Origin of the sequence: Halomonas sp. McD50-4, from assembly GCF_022348135.1 — a bacterium.
Lineage (GTDB): Bacteria > Pseudomonadota > Gammaproteobacteria > Pseudomonadales > Halomonadaceae > Vreelandella > Vreelandella piezotolerans.
On record NZ_JAKRFG010000003.1, the window covers coordinates 86,035 to 110,567 of the forward strand.

Genomic DNA, 24,533 nt, shown 5'->3' on the forward strand with positions numbered 1-24,533 from the left:
GCTCTTTTTTGCGTGCCGTGTGTAAGGATATTTATGGTTCGATCACAGAGAAGCGCATGCCCCAATAACAATTTTATCGACAGGTGATCGCTATGCGCCTAGATCGTGATCTACGAAGCCAATTGCTTGACCGTCTGCGTAAACAGCTTTGCTACTCTGCCCCTGCCATTGCCTTGGTAGCAGGCGGCGTTATGTTCCAAACATTCACGGGGCAACAAACCGTTTTGGCAGAAGAGGCGTCATTTACGAGCATCATGTTGGCGAGCAACCATCGCTCGGCGGAGGCAAGCCCAGAGGCGGGTGGCGAAGCCGAGGCAGAAGCAGAGGGGGAAGCAGAAGGTGAAGCCCAAGCAGAAGCAGCCTCGCACCCTAAAGCAGCGTTGGTGAGAAGGCCTGACGGCTATACGCCGCAGTATGATGAGCGTGGAAATAACCCGGCATCGCTCATCGAGCGCGGTGAAGCGCTGTTTAACGATGCTTCGCTGAGCACCAATGGCCTTTCATGTGCAAGCTGCCACGGCGCAAAAGGCGATGCCGGTTTTCAAACGAGCTTTCAGCAGCCGTTCCCCCACCCCGTCGCGATGGGAACCAACATGTTTGGCATGGAGACTGTTCATGCCGATGAAATGGTTCAACTGTGCATGGTAGCGCCTATGGCAGCGGACCCACTCCCATGGGATTCTGAGGAGCTAGCGGCCTTGGCGGCGTATGTGGTGCACGCACAGCAACGCTTCACAGGTGAGGTAGATGGGCACTGTAATAGGTAGACCCGCAGGATTTAGAGATGCAGGGCGGCTTTAGACTTGAGCTGAAAGTCGCCTTTTGGACTGACTGTTCTTTTTGTGGTAAGACTATTTGCTCGCGTTTGCTCGCTTGGGTAAAGAGGGCATGGCTAAAAGACACTGGTAGCTAGACATCGAAGGTTGGCTGACATGGCGAAAAATGCGTAACGGACTAGCTAAGCAACTGGCTGCCATGATGATGGTGGTCATCGTTATGCTGTCAGGAGCCAGTGTGAGCAGCCTTGCTAAAGGCAGCTGCTTAGTCGATGCGCCTGTGTCAGTGTCTAGTGTGGCTGACGCCCACTGTCTTTCTCTCTCTGCCTTAGAGCAGGCCGCCGAGCATACCGACGCCTCCTGTTCTCCCTTTGCACCTGCGAGTGCCTGCGCGATGTCAGGCCATGTGCTAACACCTTCCCCACAAGGGTTGATGAAGGTGCCTTACCCGCAATCCCTTCCTGAGCAATTAGAGAAACCTCCCCGCTTTTTCTTGTCTTTCTAGCACCTTAAACGCTTTTTCATACCGCTTGGCGTTCATGGAGATACTCCGTGACATCACGGTATGCCTGTTAGAAAAACGGAGAAAACAATGGACTATCCGGCGATTGACCCCGTTGCCGTGGCGCTTGGGCCACTGGTGATTCATTGGTATGGATTAATGTATGTGGTGGGTTTCTTATCTGCATGGTGGTTGGGGCGTTGGCGTGCCGACTACTTGGGCCTTAGTAAAGATGACATTAGTGATCTGATTTTTTATGGCGCTGTTGGCGTGATTGTTGGCGGCCGATTGGGATACGCCCTTTTCTATGGCATGGAGCAGTGGTCAAGCGACCCGCTGTGGGTATTGCAGGTATGGGATGGAGGCATGAGCTTCCATGGTGGCCTCGTTGGCGTGATCGCGGCAGCGCTCTTTTTTGCGCGCAAAAAGCGAATGGCGTTTATCGATATCGCTGACTTTGTGGCTCTTCTTGTGCCCATTGGCTTAGGCGCTGGGCGGTTGGGCAACTTTATTAATCAAGAGCTTCCGGGCCGTGTGACGGATGTGCCGTGGGCGCTGATCTTCCCGCAGCTAGGGCCTGAGCCACGCCATCCCTCTGCGCTATACGAGATGCTGCTAGAAGGAGTGGTGCTATTTGTTGTGCTCTTCTGGTTATCACGTCGTCCTCGTCAAAGGGGATTGCTATCCGGGGCATTCCTATTCGGCTATGGCGTATTCCGCTTTGCGGTGGAGTTTGTGCGTATGCCCGATGCCCATCTTGGGTTTATCGCTTTCGACTGGGTCACCATGGGTCATGCGCTTACGCTACCGATGATAGTAGGGGGGCTGGGGTTAATGCTGTGGTCACGTTATCAGCCTGCTGCCAATGTTAAGGAGGTAACACAATGAGTGCTGTTATGCGTCAGAAGGTAAAACGAGTGATGTTGAAACAGAGTGTCGCGGCGGTACGTAACGCCGCATTACTGAGCGTGTTGACATGGCCGATATGGGTGAGCGCAGAGGAAACGACGGTGCCCGATAACCACTATCCGCTGCCTGACAGTGGCGATGTCATCGGTCAATATTATCAAGTGCTTGCCAATGAAGAAGATACGCTGATTGATATCGCTCGGACGCACAAAGTAGGCTACGAAGAGATCCGTGCGGCCAATCCCGATGTAAGCCTGTGGGTGCCAGGGGAAGGAACGGCTGTCACCATTCCCAGGCAACACATTCTGCCCAATGTGCCACGCACGGGCATCGTCATCAACGTGGCGGAATTAAGGCTCTATTACTATCCAAATGTGTCTCAAGGGGAAGCCCCTAGGGTTGAGACCTATCCTATCGGGATCGGGCGTGATGGCTACGATACGCCGCTGGGTATCACACAAACGACCATGCGCCTTGAAAATCCTGCTTGGTACCCGCCGCGCTCCATGCGTGAAGAGGCGGCGGCGCGTGGTGAGCCCGCACCCGCTGTGGTGCCACCCGGGCCAGATAATCCGCTGGGTGAGCACGCTATTTTGTTGGATATACCTGGGTATTTAATCCACGGTACCAACCAGCCCGACGGGATTGGCATGCGGGCCAGCCGAGGGTGCATACGGATGTATCCGGAAGACATTGGCTCAATTTTCGATAACGTGCCTACGGGAACGCAGGTCAATATCATTGATGAACCCATTAAGGTAGGCAGTGGCCAAGACGGTGATGTAGTGGTGCAGGTGTTCAACACCCTTGACGATGAACAAGCCACTTTGGAAACGCTTAAGGCGCTGCTGCTTTCCCAGGCGTTAATCGAGGAAGACGAGCTGGCCTTATTAGATGCCGACAAGGTGAACCAGTGGTTCGAGCAATCAGACGACCAGATTTGGTTACTTTCCTCGCTCTATGTGTCTGAAGAGGAAAACGCTGAGCCGGTCACCGACATGGATATTTACCAAATGATCGGCCAGGCCAGTGCAACGCATTGTGTTTACGGATAAGGAGACTGGATAGAGCGCCATGGCACGTCGGTGCCATGGCGGTACGCGATCACAGCTTGGTAACACTCTATTTAATGATCGCATTGCCGCCAATGGCGAAGCGTGGAGGGGTGAACACCAAAGTCTTTGGGTACCGTGACACTCAGGGTGTCGCACAGTAAGCGAATCAGTGCCATGTGGTGCACCGTATGGCTGGTAAGAAACGCCAACTCTCTTCCTAAACTAGAGGCGAGCGGATACGCATGGCCTTCATGGCCAACGGGATAGTTCAGTATCAAGGGGGCATCCGCGGGCTTATCATTCAATGCGTGAAGAGCGCTGTGTAGCGCGTTAATCGTATGAGCGGCTACCGCAGGACTCTCTTCAAGTGCCTCTTCTCGTAGGCGCTGCTCATAATCAATCTGATCCACATGGGGTGCGTTAGTATATCCCGCCAGCAGCGTTTGGTAGTGCTCTATGATGTGGCGAACATGTTTGCCCACTGACTGGCTGCCAAATAGTTGGCTATACGACGTGCTAGCAAGAGAGGCCACGAGCGACTGCAGCTGTGTGAGCGAGAGCGTGTTCTCTTCAACCAACGGTTGGCAGGGAAATTGGCATTTTGAGACGGGCAGCGATGTCACGGGCATAGCGAAGGCTCCTCATAAGCTGAGCTGGTCGAAGCACCAGCTCAGCACAACGGATTAAGCAGTGAGCGCAGTGTTAACCGGCTTCAGCACCGCCTTCGGCTTCCCCTTCACCTTCTGGTTTTTCGCCTTCACCGCCGCCTTCAGCACCACCTTCCGCCAGCATCATGGGTGCTTGCTGAACGTTCGTCATGCTGTCGGTTGGCTCATCAGCGTGGGCTTGAAACGCCAGACCGCTCGCTACCAGCGCGAGGGCGGGAGCCGTGTAGCCAAACTGACGGCTCAAACGGCTGAGTAACCGGCGTTTTGCTTCATGTTGAGACATGGTCGTTCTCCTATGGTCGCGATCATTGCGCCAAATGGCGCCTCTTACCCACCGCTACACAGCGGCATGGGAAGTGGGTTGCAATACGTGGCGGCTCAGCCATGCGTCAAGATCATGACCCTGAGAAGCCAAGCTAAGCGATACCTGCTCTGAGCGCTGACACAGCGTGTGCAGCGCATGAAGCGATTCGGCGCTGAGGTGGTGTTCTGTTTCATACGCTGTCGGTAACAGCGCGCCTAGTAAAGACAAAGAAGTGAGCGGCTCGGGCAGCGTTTCGGCATCTGCGGAGAGGACGATGACGGGAGGTGTCTCTAAGTGCTGATGAGGCAGAGGCGTCCAATCGTGATCACTGAGCGGAAGATTCAGTGGAACAAGGCACGTGGGTGACTGAGGGAAAAGTCGTGCCCCACGGGTGATGCTCAAGCCGTGCTGCGTAGCCACGTGTGCCAGTGTGTCGAGTACGCCTGGGGACATTGGGGTGGGTAATACGCAGGCGAATTGCTGCTGTGTATTGCCCAGTAGCGCAATATCGAGCGTTAACTCGCCCGCACGAGAGGCTGTCTTCATGCAGTAGCGGGTGATGGCATTCAGAATATCGGGCCGTTTAAGGCGAGCGCTGATGACGCGGCAATGGTTGGTGAGGCAGTAACCGTTGGCGCTTTCTAATAGGTGTAAAGGCTCGGCGGGTAAGGCGGCGTCATGCATGCCTTTCGCCAATGGCGATAAGGCGCTCGATAAATGCTCCGCGATAGCACCGCTAGGGGCCGTTAATAGCCACTGTCGCCCTGCAAAATAAAAGGTGGTTTGCCACGCGGTAGATGTTGGGCGCTCGGAATAGGCCTCCGGCACGTCTGAAGTAGTCGTATGCGGTGTCAAGAGGCCTTGCTGATACCAAGGGGTTAACGTTGCCCATAGGTCGGCCATCAACTGCTCTTTGGCTATTTGCCCCCCGCTGGCGGCGGTGAGGTGTACGATCATCTGCTCGATAGACTCGCCCTCGCTAGCCAGTAGCCACATCAAGGCAGCGCTATCGTTTAACTGGTAGTAGAGGCCGCTTGGGTGGTGATAAAGCGCCAGTTGGTCGCCTTCAATCAGCTCACTCACTCCGTGAGTACGAAACGCGATAGCTTGCTGAAGCTCAGGTGAAGCCAGCTGGTAGTCGGCGAGGCTGGGGAGTCCGATGAACGGTAAGTAATCCAGCGTGGCATCTAAGCTGGCCTCAGGATAGAGAGGCACAAACCCTCCTGAGCGCTTGCGTTCAGCGGCCAGCGCTTCTGCATCTATATAGGGAGGTGTCACCCGTGGTGAGAGTCCTACAAGGCTAAGCATATCGCTCACTAGGGCGCCTTTCACCGCCTCTTCGACGGTACCTCCATGTTCTGGTTTTGCGCAAATACCCAGCGACGGGCTTAAATTACACTCCAAAATCCACGGCTTCAGTTGATCATCCACCAGGCAGTCCAAGCCAATCAACTCGTAACAGCCCATAGGGTCTGCGCCATCCTCTTGGGTTCGTAACCGCATGGTACCGGCTGCCGAGAGCGCCGTGAGCGTGGCAAGATCCCGCAGCTGGTGGAACAGCACGTCATCATCATGCCCCTGATCGCGTAACCACTCTCGGTAGCGTTCTAGATCAATAAACTCGACAGGGATCTCCGCCTCGATATTCAAGGCATTGATATCTGGGTTGGTTAACTGACTAAAGGGGTTGTCGATATCGTCGGGGTCCCAGGGTTCAGAGGCGAGCTTGGCAAAACCCTGGTCATACAGGTACACCCGCAGCGGATCGATACTGGCGATCAACATATAAAGACGCAGCACGTACTTGTGCCCGCGAATGGTATGCGGGTTCGCGACGTACTCTTGTACCAGCCAGTTGGGGGTGAGAGGGGCGGTGGTGGGGTCCTTGAGAACACGAACACCCTGCCCTTTGGAAGCGTTGGTGGGCTTTAAAATCCAGTGTTTATGCGGGTTAGCCGAGGCATCTTCGATCAAGGCCGGGTAGTCGTGAGGCATTTCATAGGCACGCGGAAAAAAGTCCAGCCGCGTTACGGTCTCATGGTCTTCCCCGAAGGCGTGACGCATGCGCTCGCGCAAGCCGTTCAGACTTTCGTGCAAGCGGCTCTTAACGGTGAGTGCGGCATTACCCGGGATATGGTTCATTTTGCACGTGGGCGAGGTGTGACGGAAAGCACTCTTCAACGGCATGCCGGTTACCCAAGCAGCCTGCCAGTGACGTTCATCCCCTTCCTTCCACTGCTGAGCTTCTAAATTGCGACGGAAAAAATGATCCTGCTCGGCATGGCGCTTACCGCTGAGCCAGAAGGTAGGCGCTGACTCAGACGAGCGTGGGGTGGAAGGGGGCATAGCAGTGCTCCTGTTGCATTGTTCTCATGCATTGTGCTGATGTTCAGTGAGGCCACTTTCAAAATACTTACAGCGTCACGCAGATTATTTTCTTGTGCCCTTGGCGAGTGCCATATAGCCAAACTCTATTGTCAGCTTCTCTCTTTATAGCGCATGATAAGAGTATTGTACCAATCGTTCCTTCCTGGCAGAGGAGTTGTCTCCATGAAACGCAGCGTTATCAGTGTCGTTGGTGTCTTCAGTGTGGTTGCCCAAGCGCAAGCGTTGGAAATGACGCCCCTTGTGGATGCGCAGTGGTTAGATACCCACAAAGATGAGCCATCGCTGGTGATTTTGGACGTTCGTTCCTCCATCGATAACGGCGGAGATGAAGATAGCTTTCGAGAAGCGCGCATACCGGGCAGCCGTTACACCAGCTACACCGATGACGGCTGGCGTGAAACTCGTGACAGCGTGGCGGGGATAATGCCCGAGGTCGATGACCTGGAAGCATTGATCGGTAGTTTGGGCATCAGCAACGACAGCGATGTAGTAATTGTGCCAGCAGGCACGGGGCCGACTGACTTTGGCAGTGCAGCCAGGATTTATTGGACCTTGAAAGTATTAGGTCACGATGACGTGGCAATTTTGAACGGTGGCTTTGCAGGCTGGCAGCAGCAGGGCTATGACGTTGCCAGCGGTAAACCAAGTGCTGTTGACTCGACCAGCTTCGAAGCGTCGTTACGGGAGCAGTTAGTGGCCAGCACGGAAGAGGTAGAGGCAGCACGAGAAGAGCAGGCGCAGTTGGTAGACGCACGACCCTCTGACTATTTTTCAGGTGAGAATAAATCACCCGCCGCACGAGTGGCCGGCACGATACCAGGCGCACGAAGCCTACCGCACCAAAGCCACTTGAATGTTCAAAACGGTGCTTACTATCTGGATGTGGATGGTCTGCAATCACGCATCAATGAAGCCGACCTCGATAGCCGTGAGCGCACCATCGCGTTTTGCAATACCGGGCATTGGGCGGCGACCGACTGGTTTGTGCTCAGTGAAGTGGCCGGATTTGAGAATATCGCCATGTACGACGGCTCTATGGCCGCCTGGACCATTAGCGACTCACGGCCAGTACAGCTTGCCCGTGAAGGCATCAAGCAGGTACGTGAGCTGCTCAACTAAGCCTTTTATAGCCCGCACATGTCGTGCGGGCATTTGGGGTATAGGAAAGCGTGGCCATCGCAAACGAGACCGCCCATGGTATATTAGGCCGCTAATGAGTCAGACAGGCAGTGGGGTAGATACATGGGTGTTGGAAGACCGATGCAGCATGAGCCAGAAGCCGCATTGAGCGCTGCTATGCAATCCTTTTGGCGTTCGGGCTACCATCATACATCGCTGCGCGATTTGCTGAGTGCCATGAACATTTCCCGCAGTAGCCTCTATCATGCCTATGGCAGTAAAGAAGCGCTTTTTACCGAAGCGCTGACACGTTACCGGGATCAGCTTTTGGGAGAGTTAGCGACATTGCTCGCTCAACAAGAGAGCGCTTGGCACTTTATCGACAGTTTACTGACACGCACTGCCGAGCAGGCAGAGAGCGAGCAAGCGGCGTTGGGCTGCTTGATATTCAACTCGGCCACTGAGTTGGGTAACGGTGACAGCGCAGAGGCCCAGGCGGCCAAGCAAAGTGTTCAGGCCATCACCGATTTCTTCGTTACGGTGATTGAACAAGCACAGCAAGAAGGCGCTATCTCTCCGGGACATGATGCAGGCAGCTTGGCGTACTTCTTGACGCTCTCTATGTCAGGGCTGCGGTTACTACTCAAAAGTGGTGTCAATCAACAGCAAGCGAAAGCGCAGGTCGAACATGTATTACGCACGCTGGCGAGTCGCTAAGGTGCACGTACTTGTGCATGTGCAGTACGCCTATCAGCGCAGCTAAATGTTTGATGAAGCATATAATAAAAAGTGTCCGCTTGGTTCTTTTGCTATTTCATTGCTCTTTAGGTTTTAGCCTGATTGCACACTGGTCGTATCACTCCTTGTGTTTCATTAATGTTAAAAAACATCAACTTTTTGAAGTAATCATCTGAAAGTAATGGTGCTTAGAAAACGAGGCGTTTTACCAATTGACAGTGCTACCCTGGCGCGAGATAAAGTATAGCTAGCCTATGATGTGGGCAACTGGGTCGATGCCACCAGGGTATAACGTAATGCTCAACAAGCGCTGGCAACACATTCGTCACTATAAGTTGTCTGCTGACGTCGACACCGACGCACTGGATAAGCTCATTGCTTCCGTCGCAGACTTTTTCGAATTTCCCATTGCGCTGGTTTCCGTTCTGGGTCAGAAACAGTGGTTTATCGCCAAATCAGGGTTAGACGTAGATGTTACGTCGTTGGAGGATGCATTCTGCCGCCACGTGGTAGCTTTACGGGCTCCACTTGTGATCGAGGATGCCAGCCAACATCCTGATTTTTGCGATAACCCACTGGTGCTAGCAGCGCCGCACATACGCTTTTATGCGGGCGTGCCCCTCACGGCAGGCGGTCGCGAGGTAGGGGCCGTTTGCTTGATCGATAACCGACCCAATACCCTGTCTGAGAAAGACCTACGTTTCTTGGAGTCGTTGAGTTACTTCATTAGCGATTACATCTATCTTATCGATAAGCAAAGATCAGGCATCAGTAATAGTGATTTCGCCATGATGATCGAGTCTGCTGACGTGGGCGTTTGGGACTGGGAGATAGCCAACGATCACAGTGTATTCAATCAGCGTTGGTGTGAGATGCTGGGCCTGGAGTGCGATGAGGTGGAGAGTCGCTCCAGCTTCTGGAAACGTTTGATTCATTCGGAGGACTTCACGTCGGTCAATAACGCTATCCGGCGGCTCTTGGCGCAGGAGGACGGTGTATTGAACGTCGAGTATCGCATGTGTCATGCCGAGGGCCATTGGCTGTGGGTCAACTCCTATGGCCGGGTGGTGGCCAATGACAGCGCAGGGAGGCCGCTGCGTTTAACCTGCATCACGCGGGATATTTCGGAGAAAAAGAGCGCCGAGCTTCGGGAGCGAAAGCAGGTGCAGCTACTCAACTTCATGAACCGCGCCCAGAGCGTTTTTCTTCGCGAAAAAGACATTCGCCACTCCTGTGAACTGATCTTCGATGAGCTGTTATATCTCGCAGAGAGCCAGTTTGGACTGATCGGCCAGGTGCAAGTGCGAAGCGACGGGGAGAAATCCCTGTTTATCCACGCCCTATCGAACATTAGCTGGAGCGAGGAGACCAATGAACAGTACCGGGCTTACCAACGGGGCGAACTGTTTTTCAATAATCTGGACAATTTGTTTGGCCACGTAGTGACCAGTGGTCATGTCGTGATTGCCAATCGCCCTCGTCAGCATCATGCATCTCGCGGTACGCCTGCCGGGCATCCACCGCTACAGAGGTTTTTAGGGTTACCTATCAAAATTGCCGATGACACTGTCGGTATGATAGGGCTCGCCAATAAACAAGACGACTACACTGACGAGGACGCCCTCTTTTTTCAGCCACTTTTAGATACGTTAGGCGCCCTCTTTTATGCCTTGGAAGTGGAAAAGTCCCGCCATCATGCAGAACAGCAGCTACGTTATCTCGCTGAAACCGATATGTTGACGACATTGCCAAATCGGCGCGCTTTTGTGGAGCGCGCAATGGCCTTTTATTTACAAGCGAGGTTTACCTTTACTGTTGCTGTCATCGATATTGATTATTTCAAGTCGATCAACGATCAATACGGACATCATGTAGGCGATGAGGTACTCAAAGAGGTGGCCAATCGTCTCAGCAACTCGCTACGTACGGATGACTTGGTCGCACGTATGGGCGGCGAGGAGTTTGGCGTCTGCTTGTGCGACACTCATGACGCCCCAACGCTAGAGACACTTCGGCGAGGGATCGCTGAAAAGCCTGTTTTGACCAGTGAAGGGGCGGTGCATGTCACAGTGAGCATTGGCGCTTGCCAAGTAAGCCCCTGCGGGAGTGATGAACATTGGGAAGAGGATTTACGCCATGCCGATATGGCGCTATATCGTGCCAAAAAAGAGGGACGCAATCGGGTGAGATGGCACATGCCGAGCATATCGACACATTTTACATAGGTGGGCTAGCAGTGCAGCAATGAATTGCCTAAGCTCTAATGATTGACAGCCTAATGTTGAGTCTCTATAAGGCTATTTCACCCACTACCAAGAGCTTCCATGTTCCTTCTCATCACGATTGCTACCCTTTCAATCGCGTTTTCCTTTCTGTGTTCCATCCTTGAGGCAGCGCTGCTGTCGATTACGCCGAGCTATATTGCCAAGCAAAAAGAAGACAATCCAAAGCTACATACCGCGCTGACCAAGTTAAAAACCAATATCGATAGGCCCCTGGCGGCGATTCTGACGCTCAATACGATTGCGCATACCGTCGGTGCCACGGCTGTCGGTGCCCAGGCAGCGGTGGTGTTCGGCGAGTCTTCCATTGCGATCGTGTCTGCGGTCATGACCATGTTGATTCTGATCCTTTCAGAGATCATCCCCAAAACGATTGGTGCGACCTACTGGCGTGGTTTGGCCCCTGTATTGCCAAAACTCCTCAATCCAATGATCGTAGGTTTACTACCGTTCATTTGGATGTCAGAGCAGATTACTCGCCGTCTAGGTAAATCTGAACATGACGTGGATTTGCGTGACGAAATTAAAGTATTGGCGCGGGTGGGGCTCGAAGAGGAGGTGTTGGATGCTGACGAATCACGCACCATCATCAACATGCTCAACCTGCACGATATTACGGTGAACAAGGCTATGACGCCACGCACCGTATGTGAGACCGTGCCACCCAACATGACCGTCAGCGAGTTCGACGAGCAGTACGGAAAGGCGCCATTCACACGCTTTCCGGTGATGGATAACGGCGAGCAGGCGTTTGGCTATGTGCATAAATCGGATATGTACCACGCCGATGACACCAAGACGATGCGTGAATTGATGCATCCCATCGGCAGCGTCGACGTCTCCAATAATGTGGAGCAGGTCTTCACCTCCATGTTGAAAGATCACCTTCATATGCGCGTGGTCTACGATGAGCACGGTACCTTCGTGGGTCTGATCACCCTGGAGGACATTATCGAAACCATCCTGGGTCAAGATATCGTCGATGAGACCGATAGCGTGGCGAACTTGCGCCATTATGCAAAACAGCGCTGGGTTAAGCGGATCAAACGCGAAGAGAAAGAGGTAAAACCGGCCGAGTGAACGCTGCCATCATTTCATTGCTTTAGCACTAAACGTTCTATAGTGAAGGCGTTGAAAGTCATATATGGTATGAGAACCACTTCATTTTAACGAGGAGCAACGATGTCATTACGTATCAATGCAGTCGTGCCTGATTTCGAAGCAGAGACGAGCCACGGGCCGATCCGTTTTCACGATTGGATCGGCGACAACTGGGCGATTCTGTTCTCACATCCGAAAGATTTCACGCCGGTGTGCACTACGGAGTTCGGCGCCGTCGCAACGCTAAGTGCCGAGTGGGAAAAGCGTGGCACCAAGGTCATCGGTGTGTCCGTCGATGGTGTAGAGGATCACAAGCGCTGGGCGGGCGACATCGAAACCGTGAGCGGCAGCAGCGTCGGCTTCCCGATCATTGCCGATGAAGGTCTCACCGTCTCCAAGCTGTTCGATATGCTGCCGGAAGATGCCTACCTGCCTGATGGCCGCACGCCCGCCGATAGCGCCACGGTGCGTTCGGTCTTCATCATCGGCCCGGACAAGCAGCTCAAGCTTTCCATGACCTACCCGATGACCGTTGGCCGTAACTTTGCGGAGATTTTGCGGGCGTTGGATGCGTTGCAAACCACTGCGAAGCATGGCATCGCCACCCCGGCGGATTGGACGGTGGGTCAGGATGTCATCATTCCACCCAGTGTCTCCGACGAGGATGCCAAGCAGAAGTTTGGTGAGTTTGATGCCGTGCTGCCTTACCTGCGCAAGACCAAGCTGCGTTAAGCACGCCGATAGCACGTGTTAAAAGCCCCGTCAGCGCAAGCTGGCGGGGCTTTCGTGTTCATAGGGCGTCACCGTCATGCAGGTTCGAGCGTCAGGTGTTCGATGGAGTGAGAAACGCTTTGTGCCCCCTGAAGAATGTCGTTCACGATCGCCTCTATCTCCTGCACGCTGGTCTGGCTGGTTTGCCCCTGCTCCACGACCTGTTGCATCGCCTCAGTGGTGCGCAGCACTAGAGCGCTATTCTCTTTGAGCACTCGGGTGATCTCGTTGACGGCGTCGCTTGAGCCTCGGGCGAGCTGGCGAACCTCGTTAGCCACGACCGCAAAACCACGCCCTTGTTCACCCGCACGGGCGGCTTCCACGGCAGCATTGAGGGAAAGCAAGTTAGTTTGGCTGGCAATTTGAGCAATCGTGTTGGCCGTTTTGTTGATTTGCTCTGCCTGTTTGTTTAGGTCGCTAATCAGGCGCTGCGCGTCTCCCAGCGTGTGGCTTGCATGCTGAAAGTGAGAGAGGACGTTTCGCAGATGCTCGAGTCCCTCTTGCGCAATGCGCTGAGTCTGATGAGACGACACGCGGGCGCTACCCACGGTCGCGCGAGCGGCTTCGGATGCTTCCATAGCACGGGTAATGTCCGTGGCGAATTTCACCACCTTCACCACCTTGCCATCATCGTCCACGATGGGGTTGTACGTGGCTTCCAGCCAGACCACGCGGCCCTTTGCATTCAAGCGCATGAACTTGCCTTGCTTGAACTCACCCTTGGCGAGCTGCTTCCAGAAGTCTGGGCGCTGCTGGTAGAACTCCTTCGTACAAAACATACGGTGATGCTTGCCACGAATGTCACCTAGCGAATAGCCCATGGCCTGCTCGAAGTTACGGTTAGCATCCAAGATGTAACCGTCTGGGGTAAATTCGATGACTGCCATAGAGCTATCCAGCGCCTGTAAAATCGCGCGTTCACGGGCGGCGCGCTGGTGTTTGTCGGTGACGTCAGTGGCCACTTTGAACACCTGTACTACATTGCCTCGACGATTTTTAATAGGGACATAAGTGGCCTCTAGCCACACTTCCTCACCGTGGGCATTGATGCGCCGGAAACGACCTTGCTGACGCTCTCCTGCGGCGAGTGCTTCCCAAAAGGTGGCATAGGCTGCGCTCTGAGTATCTTCTGGATAGCAGAAAAGACGGTGATGCTGACCTTTGATCTCTGCCAGAGAGTATCCCACCGTTTCCAGAAACTGCGGGCTGGCATCTTGAATGATGCCTGCGGGAGTGAAGTAAATGCAGGCCGTATGTTGCGCCATGGCGCCGCGCAAGTTATCAGAGGGGAAGGGGCTAAACATGGGACAGACTCTCAAACACGTTATTATAAATCCGCTAAGAGTAGACCAGTTTCTTATAGAAAACATTGTTTTGTATCAGTGTGACACAAAATGTCACATGGGTAGCGTTATGTATATGTTTTAACATATGTTGACTAGTATGGACAGGTAGGTGGGGTAGCATCGGCGGAGAAGCCCAAGTGGGTGAACCAAGCTATTGCGCTGCCGCCAGCGTTATCGCCGTCGCTCATTAAAGCGATGCCGTGAATCTCATCGGGCGCGCTGCCGAACAGGGAGCGATAGTCGGCGCGCACGTCGCGTACTTCCGCCTGCCACTGGCCTACGTTGTGTTCGCCGCTTTGCAGTGCCAGAAGCTGAGCGCGGTCAGTAAACGCATTGGACCAATGAGCTCCCTGCGGTTGCTCAGACGCCCAAACGTAATTCACGGATTCCACTTGCCAGGGCAATAGGCCTGTTTTTCGGGCAACGTATACTCTTGCGGGGTAGTCGTCGCCCGCTTTGGTCGTTTCGTCAAGTCCCGGGTAGGTAGTGCTAACTTGCCAGCACCAGTGCAGATACGGTGTGGCGTTTAGGTCGATGGTTCGCTCAAGATAGCGAGCGGAGGCTTGCCCCAAGGCGTCTGTTTGAAGCACGCGCTGGCCGGATTTTTCCACCACGCGGTAGCGCGTTTCCCCAGCGAAGCTGCGCGTTGGCCATGTCATGATTCGCTCTGGTGTAAAGCGTACTTCTTGCGCCGAGGCGTGATGAGTGATGTTAACGCTGATTAAGAACGTCATGATGAGACATGGCCAAGACGTGCCGCACATACCGTTTTGATGCTTTCTTTTCGTTGTCATAGTGGTCATCTCTCTAACTGCGCGCAGGGTGTCGCTTTCATGCACGTTAACCTACGATTGACCCCTGCTCGCGAACCCAGCTGTACTTCGAGTGCTCTCGAAGACATCGCCATGTGAGGTTACACTGATTCGCCAATGGGTGACCCAGACGCCCGTTTCCTTACAGACGTCGTCAGCGGTTATCTCACCTTTTTATATGACATATCGAGTCAATGATTTCTCATGGAAAATACGCTGGTACTAGGAGTCGTAGGGAGTTTGGTGGCGGGGTCATTGACCGCAGTGGGGGCTCTGCCAGTACTGCTGGGAACCACGCCGAGTCGAGGGTTTCGAGATTTAGCGCTGGGTTTTGCCGCGGGTGTGATGCTGGCGGCCTCGTTTTTTTCACTGATCATTCCCGCACTCGACGCCGCTGAGATTTACTATGCTGGCGGGCCGGTGCCTGCGGCTCTCGTCTGCACTGCCATTTTGCTAGGTATGGGTGCCCTTGCCTTACTCAACGAGGGGTTGCCCCACGAGCACTTTCAACAGGGGCGGGAAGGGCCCGAAGCCGCATCGCTGCGCCGCGTTTGGCTATTCGTGTTTGCCATTGCGATTCACAATCTGCCGGAAGGGTTAGCGGTCGGCGTTGGTTTTGGTGCCAATGGCCTAGAAGGAGGTATGCCGCTAGCGATAGGTATTGGCTTACAGAACATGCCGGAAGGGCTGGCGGTGGCCGTCGCGCTGATGGGCGAGGGTTACTCCAAGTGGCGCTCCTGGTCGATCGCCGCGCTGACCGGGCTCATCGAACCGATTGGGGGGCTCTTTGGTGCTAGCGTCGTCACCGTCTCCCAAGTACTGCTGCCTTGGGGGTTGGCGTTTGCGGCAGGGGCCATGCTCTATGTGATCAGCCATGAAATCATTCCCGAAACCCACCGCTGCGGCCATCAGAAGAAAGCGACGTTTGGCCTGGCGATGGGCTTGGTGATCATGCTGTTTCTCGATGTGTGGCTGGGCTAGGCTCAGCGTTGCAAGTGTTCTACGAGCGCCTGGGCAAAAGTATCGGTAGTGCCGGTGCCGCCCATATCGGGTGTCACCATGTCGCGGCGGTTTTCGAGCACGGCGCGAATCCCCTGACGAATGGCATCCCCCTTGGCGGTCATGCCGAGATGGTCGAGCATCTGGGCGGCGGCGAGCAGTAGGGCACAGGGGTTGGCAATTTTCTTGCCTGCAATATCGGGGGCTGAGCCGTGTACCGCTTCGAAAATAGCTGCTTTCTCACCGATGTTCGCCCCTGGGGCGAGGCCCAAACCGCCTACGAGACCGGCGCAGAGGTCGGATAGAATATCGCCAAATAGGTTGGTGGTGACCACCACATCGAACTGATGAGGGTTCATGACCAGCTGCATACAGGCGTTATCCACGATCATCTCTTGGAATTCGATCTCGGGATACTCGCTGGCGATGTCGCGGGCTACGTCCAAAAACAGGCCGGAGCTGGTTTTGATGATGTTGGCTTTGTGAACGGCAGTGACTTTCTTGCGGCCGTTTTGCTTGGCGAGTTCAAAGGCGTAACGCACGATGCGCTCGGAGCCTTGGCGGGTCACTTTGATCACTGAAATGCCGGTGTTGCCGTCGTCAATCATCTCCTGGCCATCGGAGAGGTAGGCCCCTTCGGTGTTTTCCCGCACGGTGATCATGTCGATATCGTCGTAACGGGAGCGCGTGCCCGGAAAGCTGATGGCGGGACGCACGTTGGCATAGAGATCGAAGTGGCGGCGTAGCTGTACGTTGATCGATGAAAATCCCTTCCCAATCGGCGTGGTGAGCGGGCCTTTCAGAGCGATACCGTGCTTTTCGATGGCATCCAGCGAGGATTGCGGGATGAGCGTGCCGTGTTTGTCTAGCGCGACCAAGCCCGCGTCGATGAATTCGTAGGTCAACCCGCACTCGAGTGCGTCGAGCACTTGCAGGGTGGCGTCCATGATCTCAGGGCCGATGCCATCACCTTTGATCACTGCGACTGTCTGGCTCATGTGCGGGTCCTCTCGTTCGATAGCGTGGGAAAGAATCAAGATGTCGAGAAGGCGACGGTAATATCGCCATACAAGTGCCATGGTAAGCCAAGCTTAGGGGGCAGGTCATCGTCTAAACGTCTAGGGAGGCGGGTGTCAATCGGCCTGTTTGCTGGTAGAATGCCGCGCTCACGGCGACCAGCACGTATGGCCTCTCGCCTGAATAACGATGATAGAACAGCAAGGTGTAACCATAATGAACAATGCATGGGCATTCATTGCTCTGCCGACTTCAGGGCTGATGACTCCACCCTAGGTTTTTCCCTCCTTATCAGCGCCATGATGCTTGTCGCGTCATCCCGGCGCTATGCCACTCCGATGCCGCTATTTGGCTACCGACGCGTGTGCGTCTTCGTTCGGTAGCATTCATTCGACAAGCTATGACTAATGTGTGCTCATTTGCTGCCTCTGTGCGGCTATGGCACGCACTATCTTTAAACCTCAAACCATGGACTCCCTGAATGGCACCTTTCAGCAAGCATGAGTGGTTTTCTAACATCAAGGGCGACACGCTGTCCGGTATTGTCGTCGCGCTGGCGCTCATTCCTGAAGCGATCGCCTTTTCGATCATTGCTGGCGTGGACCCGAAAGTAGGGCTCTATGCTTCGTTCTGTATTGCGGTGGTGATCGCCTTTACCGGTGGCCGCCCAGGTATGATTTCTGCCGCGACAGGGGCGATGGCGCTGCTGATGGTGACGCTAGTGAAAGAGCACGGGCTAGAGTACCTGCTGGCCGCCACGCTGCTGACCGGCGTGCTGCAAATCATCGCGGGTTACCTGCGGCTGGCGGAACTCATGCGGTTCGTATCTCGCTCGGTGGTCACCGGGTTCGTGAATGCGCTGGCGATTCTGATTTTCATGGCGCAACTGCCGGAGCTGACCAACGTGACGTGGCACGTGTATGCCATGACGCTGGTAGGCCTGGGCATTATCTATCTGTTCCCCTATCTGCCGATGATCGGAAAATCGGTGCCTTCGCCGCTGGTATGCATCGTGGTACTGACGGTGGTGTACATGGTGAGCGGTATGGATATTCGCACCGTGGGGGATATGGGCGAGCTGCCGGATACGCTGCCGGTTTTCCTGTGGCCAAACGTGCCGTTGAACCTTGAAACGCTGATGATCATTTTCCCCTATGCTGTGATGTTGGCCGTGGTGGGTCTGCTTGAGTCGATGATGACGGCCACCATTGTAGATGACCTTACCGATACGCCTAGTGATAAAAATCGCGAGTGTAAAGGCCAAGGCATCGCCAACATTGGGGCGGGTTTTATGGGCGGCATGGCCGGTTGTGCGATGATCGGCCAGTCGGTGATCAACATCAAGTCGGGCGGCCGGACGCGCCTATCGACACTGATCGCGGGCGTGGTGCTTCTGCTGATGGTGGTATTCCTAGCAGACTGGGTGTCGCAAATTCCCATGGCAGCGCTGGTGGCGGTGATGATCATGGTCTCGATTGGCACCTTTAGCTGGGAGTCCATTCGCGATCTGAAGAAGCACCCGTTGAGCACCAATATCGTCATGCTGGCAACGGTGGCCGTCACGGTCGGTACCCACAATCTGGCGATCGGGGTTTTCGTGGGCGTACTGCTGGCGGCGCTGTTTTTTGCCAACAAAGTCGGCAACATCATGTACGTTGGTTCGAAAGAGGTAGAGGCCGGCAAACAGCGCGAGTATCAGGTGGTGGGGCAGGTGTTTTTTGCCTCATCCGAGCGTTTTATGGCTGCGTTCGACTTCAAAGAGAGCATCGACAAAGTCACCATTGATTTATCGAAAGCGCACTTTTGGGATGTGACCGCCGTTCAGGCACTGGACCGCGTGGTGATCAAGTTCCGTCGCGAAGGCACCGAGGTAGACCTAGTGGGCTTGAGCGAAGCAAGCGCCACTGTCGTGGATCGCTACGCCGTTCATAACGACCCGGAAGCGGTCGATAAACTGATGGGCGGCCATTAATCCTCACGGCCATCCTGTCATCGCCGACGCTTACTTGCCGTGAGCGTCGGCTTTTTTTGTGTCTTTGCTGGGAATTAGACGCTTCGGTACCCAGCGAAGGTATGCCACCATACCCAGTAACTCGACCAGCGATTGGCACACGATGATGACCACCGCGGCTTGCCAGCCATTGGGTAGGGTGAGAGCGATGGGCAGCATGACGAAGGAATTACGGGTGCCGAAGCTAAACACCAGTGTGCGTGTGCTGGTGGGCGGCAGTTGAAAGAGGTGGCCAAGCGCTTTGCCGAGCAGCGCCGCGACGATCAAGAAGCCTATGAAGATCAACACTGCGTGCCCGAGTAGCTGACGCAGGGTCAACACCTGTGTGACCTGAGTCGCCGCAATGATCAGCAACACGCAGGCTAAAAGCGGTACCGGCATCCATCCCAGTGCTCGGGTAGCCCGTTCGATAGTGGCGGATCTCTGCGCTGCGCGCTCCGTGAGCCAGGCGAGCAGCAGGGGCAGCACTATCAAGCTCAAAAAGGCGCTCAGTAACGTAGGGGAGAGTGTTAATTGCAACCATTCGCTGCCTAGCAATAGCCATAGATAGGCAGGTAGTGCCACCATCTGCACGAGCAATAAAAGGGGGGTCGCGGCAATGGCGCGGGCTGCGTCGCCTTGGCCTAAGTGCGTAAAGGTAATAAACCAGTCGGTGCAAGGCATCAGCAGCACCAATAAAACGCCTGCCAGCACGGGCAGCGGCAAGGGAATCCACACCACCAACACCCCCAGCAGTGCAGGAATCACGACAAAATTACCTATCAACAGCGCCGCTATGAAGCGCGTATCTTGAAGACCCTGCTTTATTTGCAGCAGCGGGATTTGGGTGAACGTGGCGAAGAGCAGTAAACCGAGCAGCGGCCATAGTGCCTGCTCAAACGCTGCCATTGGTTCTGGAGCCAATAGGCCAAGGCAAAGTCCGAGCGCGATAAACGCCAGATAAATCCATGACTGCTGCTGTTCGAGCTGTTCACGTATCAAGAGCTTAGGCCACTGGTTGGTTTAAAAAGGCCAAGCGCTCGCCCATCCAGGCGGCGGCTACGCACAGCGGTAAGCTGCCTATACCGTAGAGCAGCGCCAGCCCTAGGCTGCCCTGCTGGGCCAAGTGCAGCGTTTCCAGGCTAAACAGTGAGAAGGTGGTGAATCCCCCGCAGAAACCTGCCATTAGCAGCGGTTGCTGTCGTGCCAGCGCGCTTTGGGGCAGGCGGGTCGTCGTCGCGGCGAGCCAGCCGATGAGGCAAGAACCCAACACGTTGACCAGCAATGTCCCCCAAGGGAAGTGGCCACCCAGCACGGCCATCGACGCCAGCGAAACGCCATAGCGCAGCACGCTGCCCAGAGCGCTGCCAAGGCCAACGGCAAGATAGGCGTTAAGATTCATCGAGGGCTCCTCTGCTCTTCAAGCCTGGGCCAGCCACCAGCCCAGCGCTGCCGTGGCGACGCCCAACAGTAGCGTGGCGACCATGTTGAGGGCGGCGCGCAACGCCTGGCCGCGCTGCCACAGCTCGAGGGTCTGTAAGCTAAACGACGATACCGTGGTATAGCCGCCGAGCAGACCCGCTAGCGCAAATAGCCAAAACGGCTGTGTGTTGGGCACGCCGTAAACGCCTAGCAGCCAGCCTGCCAGCAGCGCTCCGCTAGCGTTGACGACGAGTGTTCCCCAGGGGAAGGCGTTGCCCAGTAAGCGGGCCATGGTATTGGAGATCGCAAAGCGTCCCAATCCTCCCAGTGCACCGCCCAATGCGACGAGTAATAGACTCGTGATGCCGTGCCCCATGCTACGCCTCGCGCTGTCGTGGTGAAATCGCTAGGCGGCTAAGTGTAGCATTGCGACGGGAGGGACGCAGAAGTCGGCCATTACTCAAAAAAGCCGGTGCTACGGTGTTGCCGATCCACCTCTTCGTGTACAAAAGAGTCAGAATGACGATCACTGTTCATGCACCCGTGTAAGGAGACACCCCCATGTCTGACTACGTGTTAGCCGCCATCGATGGTTCCCACTACTCAGAAAGTGTCTGTGACTATGCGGTGTGGGCCGCCACGGCGCTCTCGGCTCCGCTGCGTTTTCTGCACACCGTCGATAACCATGCCCAAGTCGCCGAGCCCGATCTGACCGGCCATCTTGGCCTAGGCACCCGCGAGCACCTCTTGGAACAGCTTTCGGACATCGAAGAGCAGAGGGGAAAGCTCGCCCGCGAGCAGGGGCGTTTGATGCTGGATGCTGCCAAAGCGCGCAGCGAGGCAGCCGGTTTTGCAGACACTCCCTGCATGCAGCGTAACGGCACATTGGTGGATACCTTGGCGGAGCATGAAAAAGAGCTCCGCCTGTTGGTGCTCGGCAAACGAGGAGAAACGGCGCACCAAGCCAGCGGCCATCTAGGGTCTAACCTCGAGCGCGTCGTTCGCGAGCTGCATCGGCCCATATTAATGGTGCCGAAGGCATTCGCCCCACCCAAGCGCATTCTGATGGCCTTCGATGGCAGCAAAACCGCCCGCAAAGGGGTAGAAATGCTGGCAAAAAGCCCGCTATTCGAGGGCGCTGAGTGTCACGTGGTGATCGTGGGGGCCGAAACCGCCGAGAATCGCTCGCAGCTCGAGTGGGCCACCGAGACGCTTCGGTCGGCAGGGCACCATACCGAAGGTGCCATTCGAGCGGGAGACGTCGAAGAAGCGCTGCGTGCCTATAAAGAGGAAAAGGGGATCGACCTGCTCGTGATGGGCGCGTACGGTCACTCGCGCATTCGTCATCTGCTGGTGGGTAGCACTACCACGGCGATGTTGCGTAATGCCCACTTGCCGGTGTTGATTTTACGCTGATGTAAAGCGGTGGTCCCCCCGGCCGCCGCGCGTTTGGCAGCGGCCGGGGGGACCGATCAGGCGGTGCTACTAGCCACTTCCTGCTGCTCGGCGCGAGCGGGCTGAGTCGCATTAATCCCCGACAGCACGGCTTTGAGCGATGCGCTCACCGTATCGCTATCCTCCGCCACGGCACACACCCGCTGACCATCGATGTTGAGCTGCACGAAGGCAATGGCGTTGGCTTCGCTGTCGCCGCCCAGTGAGTGTTCGCTGTAATCGAGAATGGCGACGTGGCTACCAGTATGGCGTCTCCAGGCATCGGTGAACGACGACATGGCGCCATTGCCGGTCCCTGATAAGCGCAGCGTGTCGGCACCCTGCCACAGCGTGATGTCGATCCCTTCCTGCTGCCCCTTCGAGAGTCGATAGTCGGCGAGGGACAGCGGCGCACCATGGGAGAAATGGTCGAACATCACCTGTCGAATCATTTCGCTGGAGAGCTCGCTATTACGGCGTTCGCTCTCTTGTTGTACGTAGGGGGCCAGCGCGAGCATCATCCAACGAGGCAGGCTGATGCCGTAGTCGCGCTCCAACAGAAAGGCCATGCCGCCTTTGCCCGACTGGCTGTTAACCCGAATGACGGCTTGATAGTCCCGCCCGATATCGTGCGGGTCGATGGGCAAATAGGCCACTTGCCACGGTTCGTCGGGTTTTTGGTGCTTGAGCGATTTACGAATCGCATCCTGGTGACTGCCAGAAAAGGCGGTATACACCATCTCACCTACCCAGGGGTGACGGGGATGCATGGCAATCCCTGTACACTCGTGCACCACCTGAATGATCTCGTCGGGGTTGGAAAGATCCAGCTTGGGATCGATACCCTGGCTGTAGAGGTTCATGGCCAGCGTAACGATATCCATGTTGCCGGTGCGTTCACCGTTTCCCAGTAAGGTGCCTTCGACACGGTCGGCCCCCGCCAGTAGTGCAAGCTCTGCCGACGCCACGGCACCGCCCCGGTCGTTATGGGTATGCACCGAAATGATCACGCTATCGCGGCGACTGATGTGCTGGCAGAAGTACTCGATCTGATCGGCGTGATGGTGGGGGCCTGCCACTTCCACGGTGGTGGGCAGGTTGAGAATGCACTTGTTGTCTGGGGTGGGCTGCCAGACATCCATCACCGCTTCGCAGATGGCCAGGGAGAAATCGATTTCGGTGCTGGAGAAGCTCTCCGGTGAGTACTGGAAGCGCCAATCGACGTCGGGATATTGGGCCGCATAGGTCTTGACCCACGTTGCGCCTTGCACGGCGATATCGGTGATACCGTCGCGATCCATCTCGAACACCCGCTCCCGTTGGATCGTGGACGTGGAGTTATACAGGTGGATGATGGCGCGCTTGACGCCCACCAATGACGCAAACGTTTTTTCGATCAGGTGTTCGCGGCACTGCACGAGCACGGCGATGGTCACGTCGTCAGGAATTTGATCCTCTTCGATCAGCCAGCGCACGAAATCGTAATCCGGCTGGCTGGCGGAGGGAAAGCCGACCATCACTTCTTTGATACCGACCTTGATGATCTGATGCCAGAAGCGCTGTTTCTGCTCTACCGTCATCGGCTCGAGCAGGGCCTGGTTGCCATCGCGTAGGTCTTCACTCACCCAGATGGGCGCTTGAGTCAGCTCCCGGTCGGGCCACTGACGGTCGAACGCGGGCACCCGGGGAGCAGGACGATATTTGCGATGATCAAAAGCAGGCATGGTGAATTTCCTGAGAACGGTGAGTTGTTTGGGGCGGCCGCTGGTGGCGCAAGCCGCTGTGGCGTGCTCTTCCGGGTCAGGGAGAGCCTAGGGAGGACGCCTGGGTAAGGCGTCAATCGAGGACTGCTTTTGGCAGTCAACATAGTCTACGACACATGGCGCGAAAGGTTATTGCGAAAATATGGCGTTAGCGCAAAAAAATGGCAGAATATATCGAATTAAATTCTTATTTTGGTAGGAGGTATCGCTGTGGCCAACGCGCCTTTGACCCTCGACCGTTTTGATCGCCGCATCCTCGACGTGTTGCAACAGGAGGGGCGTATCAGCAATCAGGAACTGGCCGAACGCATTGGACTGTCCCCTTCGCCGTGCTTACGGCGCGTGCGAGCCCTGGAAGAGCACGGCTTGATCACCCAGTATCGAGCGGTGGTCGATGCGCGGCCGCTCGGCTTTCAACTCATGGCGCTGCTGCATATCTCGATGGATCAGCACACCCCCGAGCGCTTCGATAACTTCGAGCGTCATATCCGTAACATTCCCAACGTGGTGGAGTGTTTGATCATTACCGGGCAAGCGGCGGATTTTCAGCTCAAAATTCTGGTGAGAGACATGGACGATTATCAACACCTGCTGCTCCATGTGATCAACCGCATCGAAGGCGTCACCGGCGCCCATACGAGTTTCGTGTTGCGCCGGGTGTTCGAGCATCGCCCCGTGCCTACCTCATACTCGCTGGCTAACGAAGCGTAGGCAGCGGCGGCATAGCGGTTTACACTGCTTTTTTTCATCTAGCCAGGAGTTCGATCTATGCATATTCAGCGCCATGATACAAAAGCCCGCATGAGCCGTGCCGTGATACATCAGGGGGTGGCCTATTTATGCGGTCAGGTAGCAGGCCCCGAGGCTCGCCATGGCGATATCAAAGCACAAACCGAGAGCATGCTGGCGCGCGTCGATGCGCTTTTAAAAGAGATCGGCTCTAGCCGAGAACAACTGCTAAGCGCCACGATTTACTTGAAAGATGGCAGCGATTTCGCCGCCATGAACGCGATATGGGATGCCTGGGTACCGGAAGGCCATGCACCGGCACGCACCTGCGTATGCGCGCCGATGCCTGCCGATGAGCTGAAAGTCGAGATTACCGTGACGACGGCCGTGGGTGCGTAACTGCTATCG

24 protein-coding genes are annotated in these 24,533 nt (G+C 55.5%); 14 read left to right on the forward strand and 10 right to left on the reverse strand.

Going from position 1 to position 24,533, the window contains the following annotated elements; translation table 11 throughout:
- The first annotated feature begins 92 nt into the window (after nucleotides 1–92).
- The 4 genes from MHM85_RS04950 (at nucleotide 93) to MHM85_RS04965 (ending at nucleotide 3,242) form a co-directional block, all read left to right on the forward strand.
- Nucleotides 93–767, forward strand: a complete 675-nt coding sequence (locus MHM85_RS04950) for a hypothetical protein (protein WP_219861629.1) — start codon at nucleotides 93–95, stop codon at nucleotides 765–767.
- Nucleotides 768–1,014: 247 nt separating this feature from the next.
- Nucleotides 1,015–1,281 (forward strand): hypothetical protein, encoded by a 267-nt coding sequence (locus tag MHM85_RS04955; protein WP_219861627.1) that lies wholly within the window; start codon nucleotides 1,015–1,017, stop codon nucleotides 1,279–1,281.
- 87 nt (nucleotides 1,282–1,368) lie between these two features.
- Nucleotides 1,369–2,166 carry a prolipoprotein diacylglyceryl transferase gene (gene lgt / locus MHM85_RS04960; protein WP_153842571.1) on the forward strand — a complete coding sequence of 266 codons (798 nt, stop codon included), beginning with the start codon at nucleotides 1,369–1,371 and terminating at the stop codon, nucleotides 2,164–2,166.
- Nucleotides 2,163–3,242: a L,D-transpeptidase family protein gene (locus MHM85_RS04965; protein WP_153842572.1), complete on the forward strand. Its 1,080-nt coding sequence runs from the start codon at nucleotides 2,163–2,165 to the stop codon at nucleotides 3,240–3,242. Before lgt ends, MHM85_RS04965 begins: the two co-directional genes overlap by 4 nt.
- 71 nt (nucleotides 3,243–3,313) lie before the next feature.
- On the opposite strand, the gene MHM85_RS04970 is transcribed toward MHM85_RS04965, so the two are convergent.
- The 3 genes from MHM85_RS04970 to MHM85_RS04980 form a co-directional block, all read right to left on the reverse strand.
- Nucleotides 3,314–3,871 (reverse strand): DinB family protein, encoded by a 558-nt coding sequence (locus MHM85_RS04970; RefSeq protein WP_219861625.1) that lies wholly within the window; start codon nucleotides 3,869–3,871, stop codon nucleotides 3,314–3,316.
- 73 nt (nucleotides 3,872–3,944) lie between these two features.
- Nucleotides 3,945–4,193 carry a hypothetical protein gene (locus MHM85_RS04975; RefSeq protein ID WP_038484122.1) on the reverse strand — a complete coding sequence of 83 codons (249 nt, stop codon included), beginning with the start codon at nucleotides 4,191–4,193 and terminating at the stop codon, nucleotides 3,945–3,947.
- 54 nt (nucleotides 4,194–4,247) lie between these two features.
- On the reverse strand, nucleotides 4,248–6,560 hold the full coding sequence (locus MHM85_RS04980; protein WP_219861622.1) for a hypothetical protein: 2,313 nt from the start codon (nucleotides 6,558–6,560) through the stop codon (nucleotides 4,248–4,250).
- 204 nt (nucleotides 6,561–6,764) lie between these two features.
- Here MHM85_RS04980 and MHM85_RS04985 point away from each other — a divergent pair, with 204 nt between their 5' ends.
- The 5 genes from MHM85_RS04985 (at nucleotide 6,765) to MHM85_RS05005 (ending at nucleotide 12,574) form a co-directional block, all read left to right on the forward strand.
- Nucleotides 6,765–7,721, forward strand: coding sequence for a sulfurtransferase (locus MHM85_RS04985; protein ID WP_219861620.1), 957 nt, complete (start codon nucleotides 6,765–6,767; stop codon nucleotides 7,719–7,721).
- Between the two features lie 141 nt (nucleotides 7,722–7,862).
- The gene (locus MHM85_RS04990; protein WP_219861618.1) at nucleotides 7,863–8,438 is read left to right on the forward strand and encodes a TetR/AcrR family transcriptional regulator; all 576 of its coding nucleotides are present in this window, start codon (nucleotides 7,863–7,865) and stop codon (nucleotides 8,436–8,438) included.
- Nucleotides 8,439–8,755: 317 nt separating this feature from the next.
- Complete coding sequence (locus tag MHM85_RS04995) at nucleotides 8,756–10,684, forward strand: diguanylate cyclase (RefSeq protein ID WP_219861616.1); 1,929 nt, start codon at nucleotides 8,756–8,758, stop codon at nucleotides 10,682–10,684.
- Between the two features lie 99 nt (nucleotides 10,685–10,783).
- Entirely contained in the window at nucleotides 10,784–11,821 is a 1,038-nt protein-coding gene (locus tag MHM85_RS05000) for a CNNM domain-containing protein (protein WP_139526475.1), read from the forward strand.
- Nucleotides 11,822–11,923: 102 nt separating this feature from the next.
- Entirely contained in the window at nucleotides 11,924–12,574 is a 651-nt protein-coding gene (locus tag MHM85_RS05005) for a peroxiredoxin (protein ID WP_219861614.1), read from the forward strand.
- Nucleotides 12,575–12,648: 74 nt separating this feature from the next.
- Here MHM85_RS05005 and MHM85_RS18365 read toward each other — a convergent pair whose 3' ends face one another.
- Nucleotides 12,649–13,917, reverse strand: a complete 1,269-nt coding sequence (locus tag MHM85_RS18365; protein WP_219861611.1) for a PAS domain-containing methyl-accepting chemotaxis protein — start codon at nucleotides 13,915–13,917, stop codon at nucleotides 12,649–12,651.
- 134 nt (nucleotides 13,918–14,051) lie between these two features.
- Nucleotides 14,052–14,693 (reverse strand): DUF3047 domain-containing protein, encoded by a 642-nt coding sequence (locus MHM85_RS05020; protein WP_239285512.1) that lies wholly within the window; start codon nucleotides 14,691–14,693, stop codon nucleotides 14,052–14,054.
- Nucleotides 14,694–14,975: 282 nt separating this feature from the next.
- Here MHM85_RS05020 and MHM85_RS05025 point away from each other — a divergent pair, with 282 nt between their 5' ends.
- A complete protein-coding gene (locus MHM85_RS05025; protein ID WP_139526478.1) occupies nucleotides 14,976–15,752 on the forward strand; it encodes a ZIP family metal transporter in 777 nt (258 codons plus the stop codon).
- Nucleotides 15,753–15,754: 2 nt separating this feature from the next.
- On the opposite strand, the gene MHM85_RS05030 is transcribed toward MHM85_RS05025, so the two are convergent.
- Nucleotides 15,755–16,768, reverse strand: coding sequence for an isocitrate dehydrogenase (locus MHM85_RS05030; RefSeq protein ID WP_139526479.1), 1,014 nt, complete (start codon nucleotides 16,766–16,768; stop codon nucleotides 15,755–15,757).
- 500 nt (nucleotides 16,769–17,268) lie between these two features.
- On the opposite strand from MHM85_RS05030, the gene MHM85_RS05035 reads away from it, so the two are divergent.
- A complete protein-coding gene (locus MHM85_RS05035; protein ID WP_139526480.1) occupies nucleotides 17,269–18,759 on the forward strand; it encodes a SulP family inorganic anion transporter in 1,491 nt (496 codons plus the stop codon).
- A gap of 30 nt (nucleotides 18,760–18,789) precedes the next feature.
- On the opposite strand, the gene MHM85_RS05040 is transcribed toward MHM85_RS05035, so the two are convergent.
- The 3 genes from MHM85_RS05040 to crcB (MHM85_RS05050) are packed head-to-tail and all read right to left on the reverse strand — an operon-like array spanning nucleotide 18,790 to nucleotide 20,575.
- Nucleotides 18,790–19,776, reverse strand: coding sequence for an arsenic resistance protein (locus MHM85_RS05040; protein WP_153842717.1), 987 nt, complete (start codon nucleotides 19,774–19,776; stop codon nucleotides 18,790–18,792).
- A 7-nt stretch (nucleotides 19,777–19,783) separates the two neighbouring features.
- Nucleotides 19,784–20,179 (reverse strand): fluoride efflux transporter CrcB, encoded by a 396-nt coding sequence (gene crcB, locus MHM85_RS05045; RefSeq protein WP_219861609.1) that lies wholly within the window; start codon nucleotides 20,177–20,179, stop codon nucleotides 19,784–19,786.
- 18 nt (nucleotides 20,180–20,197) lie between these two features.
- The gene (gene crcB / locus MHM85_RS05050) at nucleotides 20,198–20,575 is read right to left on the reverse strand and encodes a fluoride efflux transporter CrcB (RefSeq protein ID WP_219861607.1); all 378 of its coding nucleotides are present in this window, start codon (nucleotides 20,573–20,575) and stop codon (nucleotides 20,198–20,200) included.
- A gap of 185 nt (nucleotides 20,576–20,760) precedes the next feature.
- On the opposite strand from crcB (MHM85_RS05050), the gene MHM85_RS05055 reads away from it, so the two are divergent.
- Entirely contained in the window at nucleotides 20,761–21,615 is an 855-nt protein-coding gene (locus MHM85_RS05055; RefSeq protein WP_153842582.1) for a universal stress protein, read from the forward strand.
- A 56-nt stretch (nucleotides 21,616–21,671) separates the two neighbouring features.
- Here the strand turns inward: MHM85_RS05055 and MHM85_RS05060 are convergent, their stop codons facing one another.
- Nucleotides 21,672–23,357 carry a 2-isopropylmalate synthase gene (locus MHM85_RS05060; protein WP_219861604.1) on the reverse strand — a complete coding sequence of 562 codons (1,686 nt, stop codon included), beginning with the start codon at nucleotides 23,355–23,357 and terminating at the stop codon, nucleotides 21,672–21,674.
- A 249-nt stretch (nucleotides 23,358–23,606) separates the two neighbouring features.
- On the opposite strand from MHM85_RS05060, the gene MHM85_RS05065 reads away from it, so the two are divergent.
- Entirely contained in the window at nucleotides 23,607–24,107 is a 501-nt protein-coding gene (locus tag MHM85_RS05065; protein WP_153842583.1) for an Lrp/AsnC family transcriptional regulator, read from the forward strand.
- Between the two features lie 57 nt (nucleotides 24,108–24,164).
- Nucleotides 24,165–24,524 (forward strand): RidA family protein, encoded by a 360-nt coding sequence (locus tag MHM85_RS05070; RefSeq protein WP_153842584.1) that lies wholly within the window; start codon nucleotides 24,165–24,167, stop codon nucleotides 24,522–24,524.
- The last annotated feature ends 9 nt before the right edge of the window (nucleotides 24,525–24,533 follow it).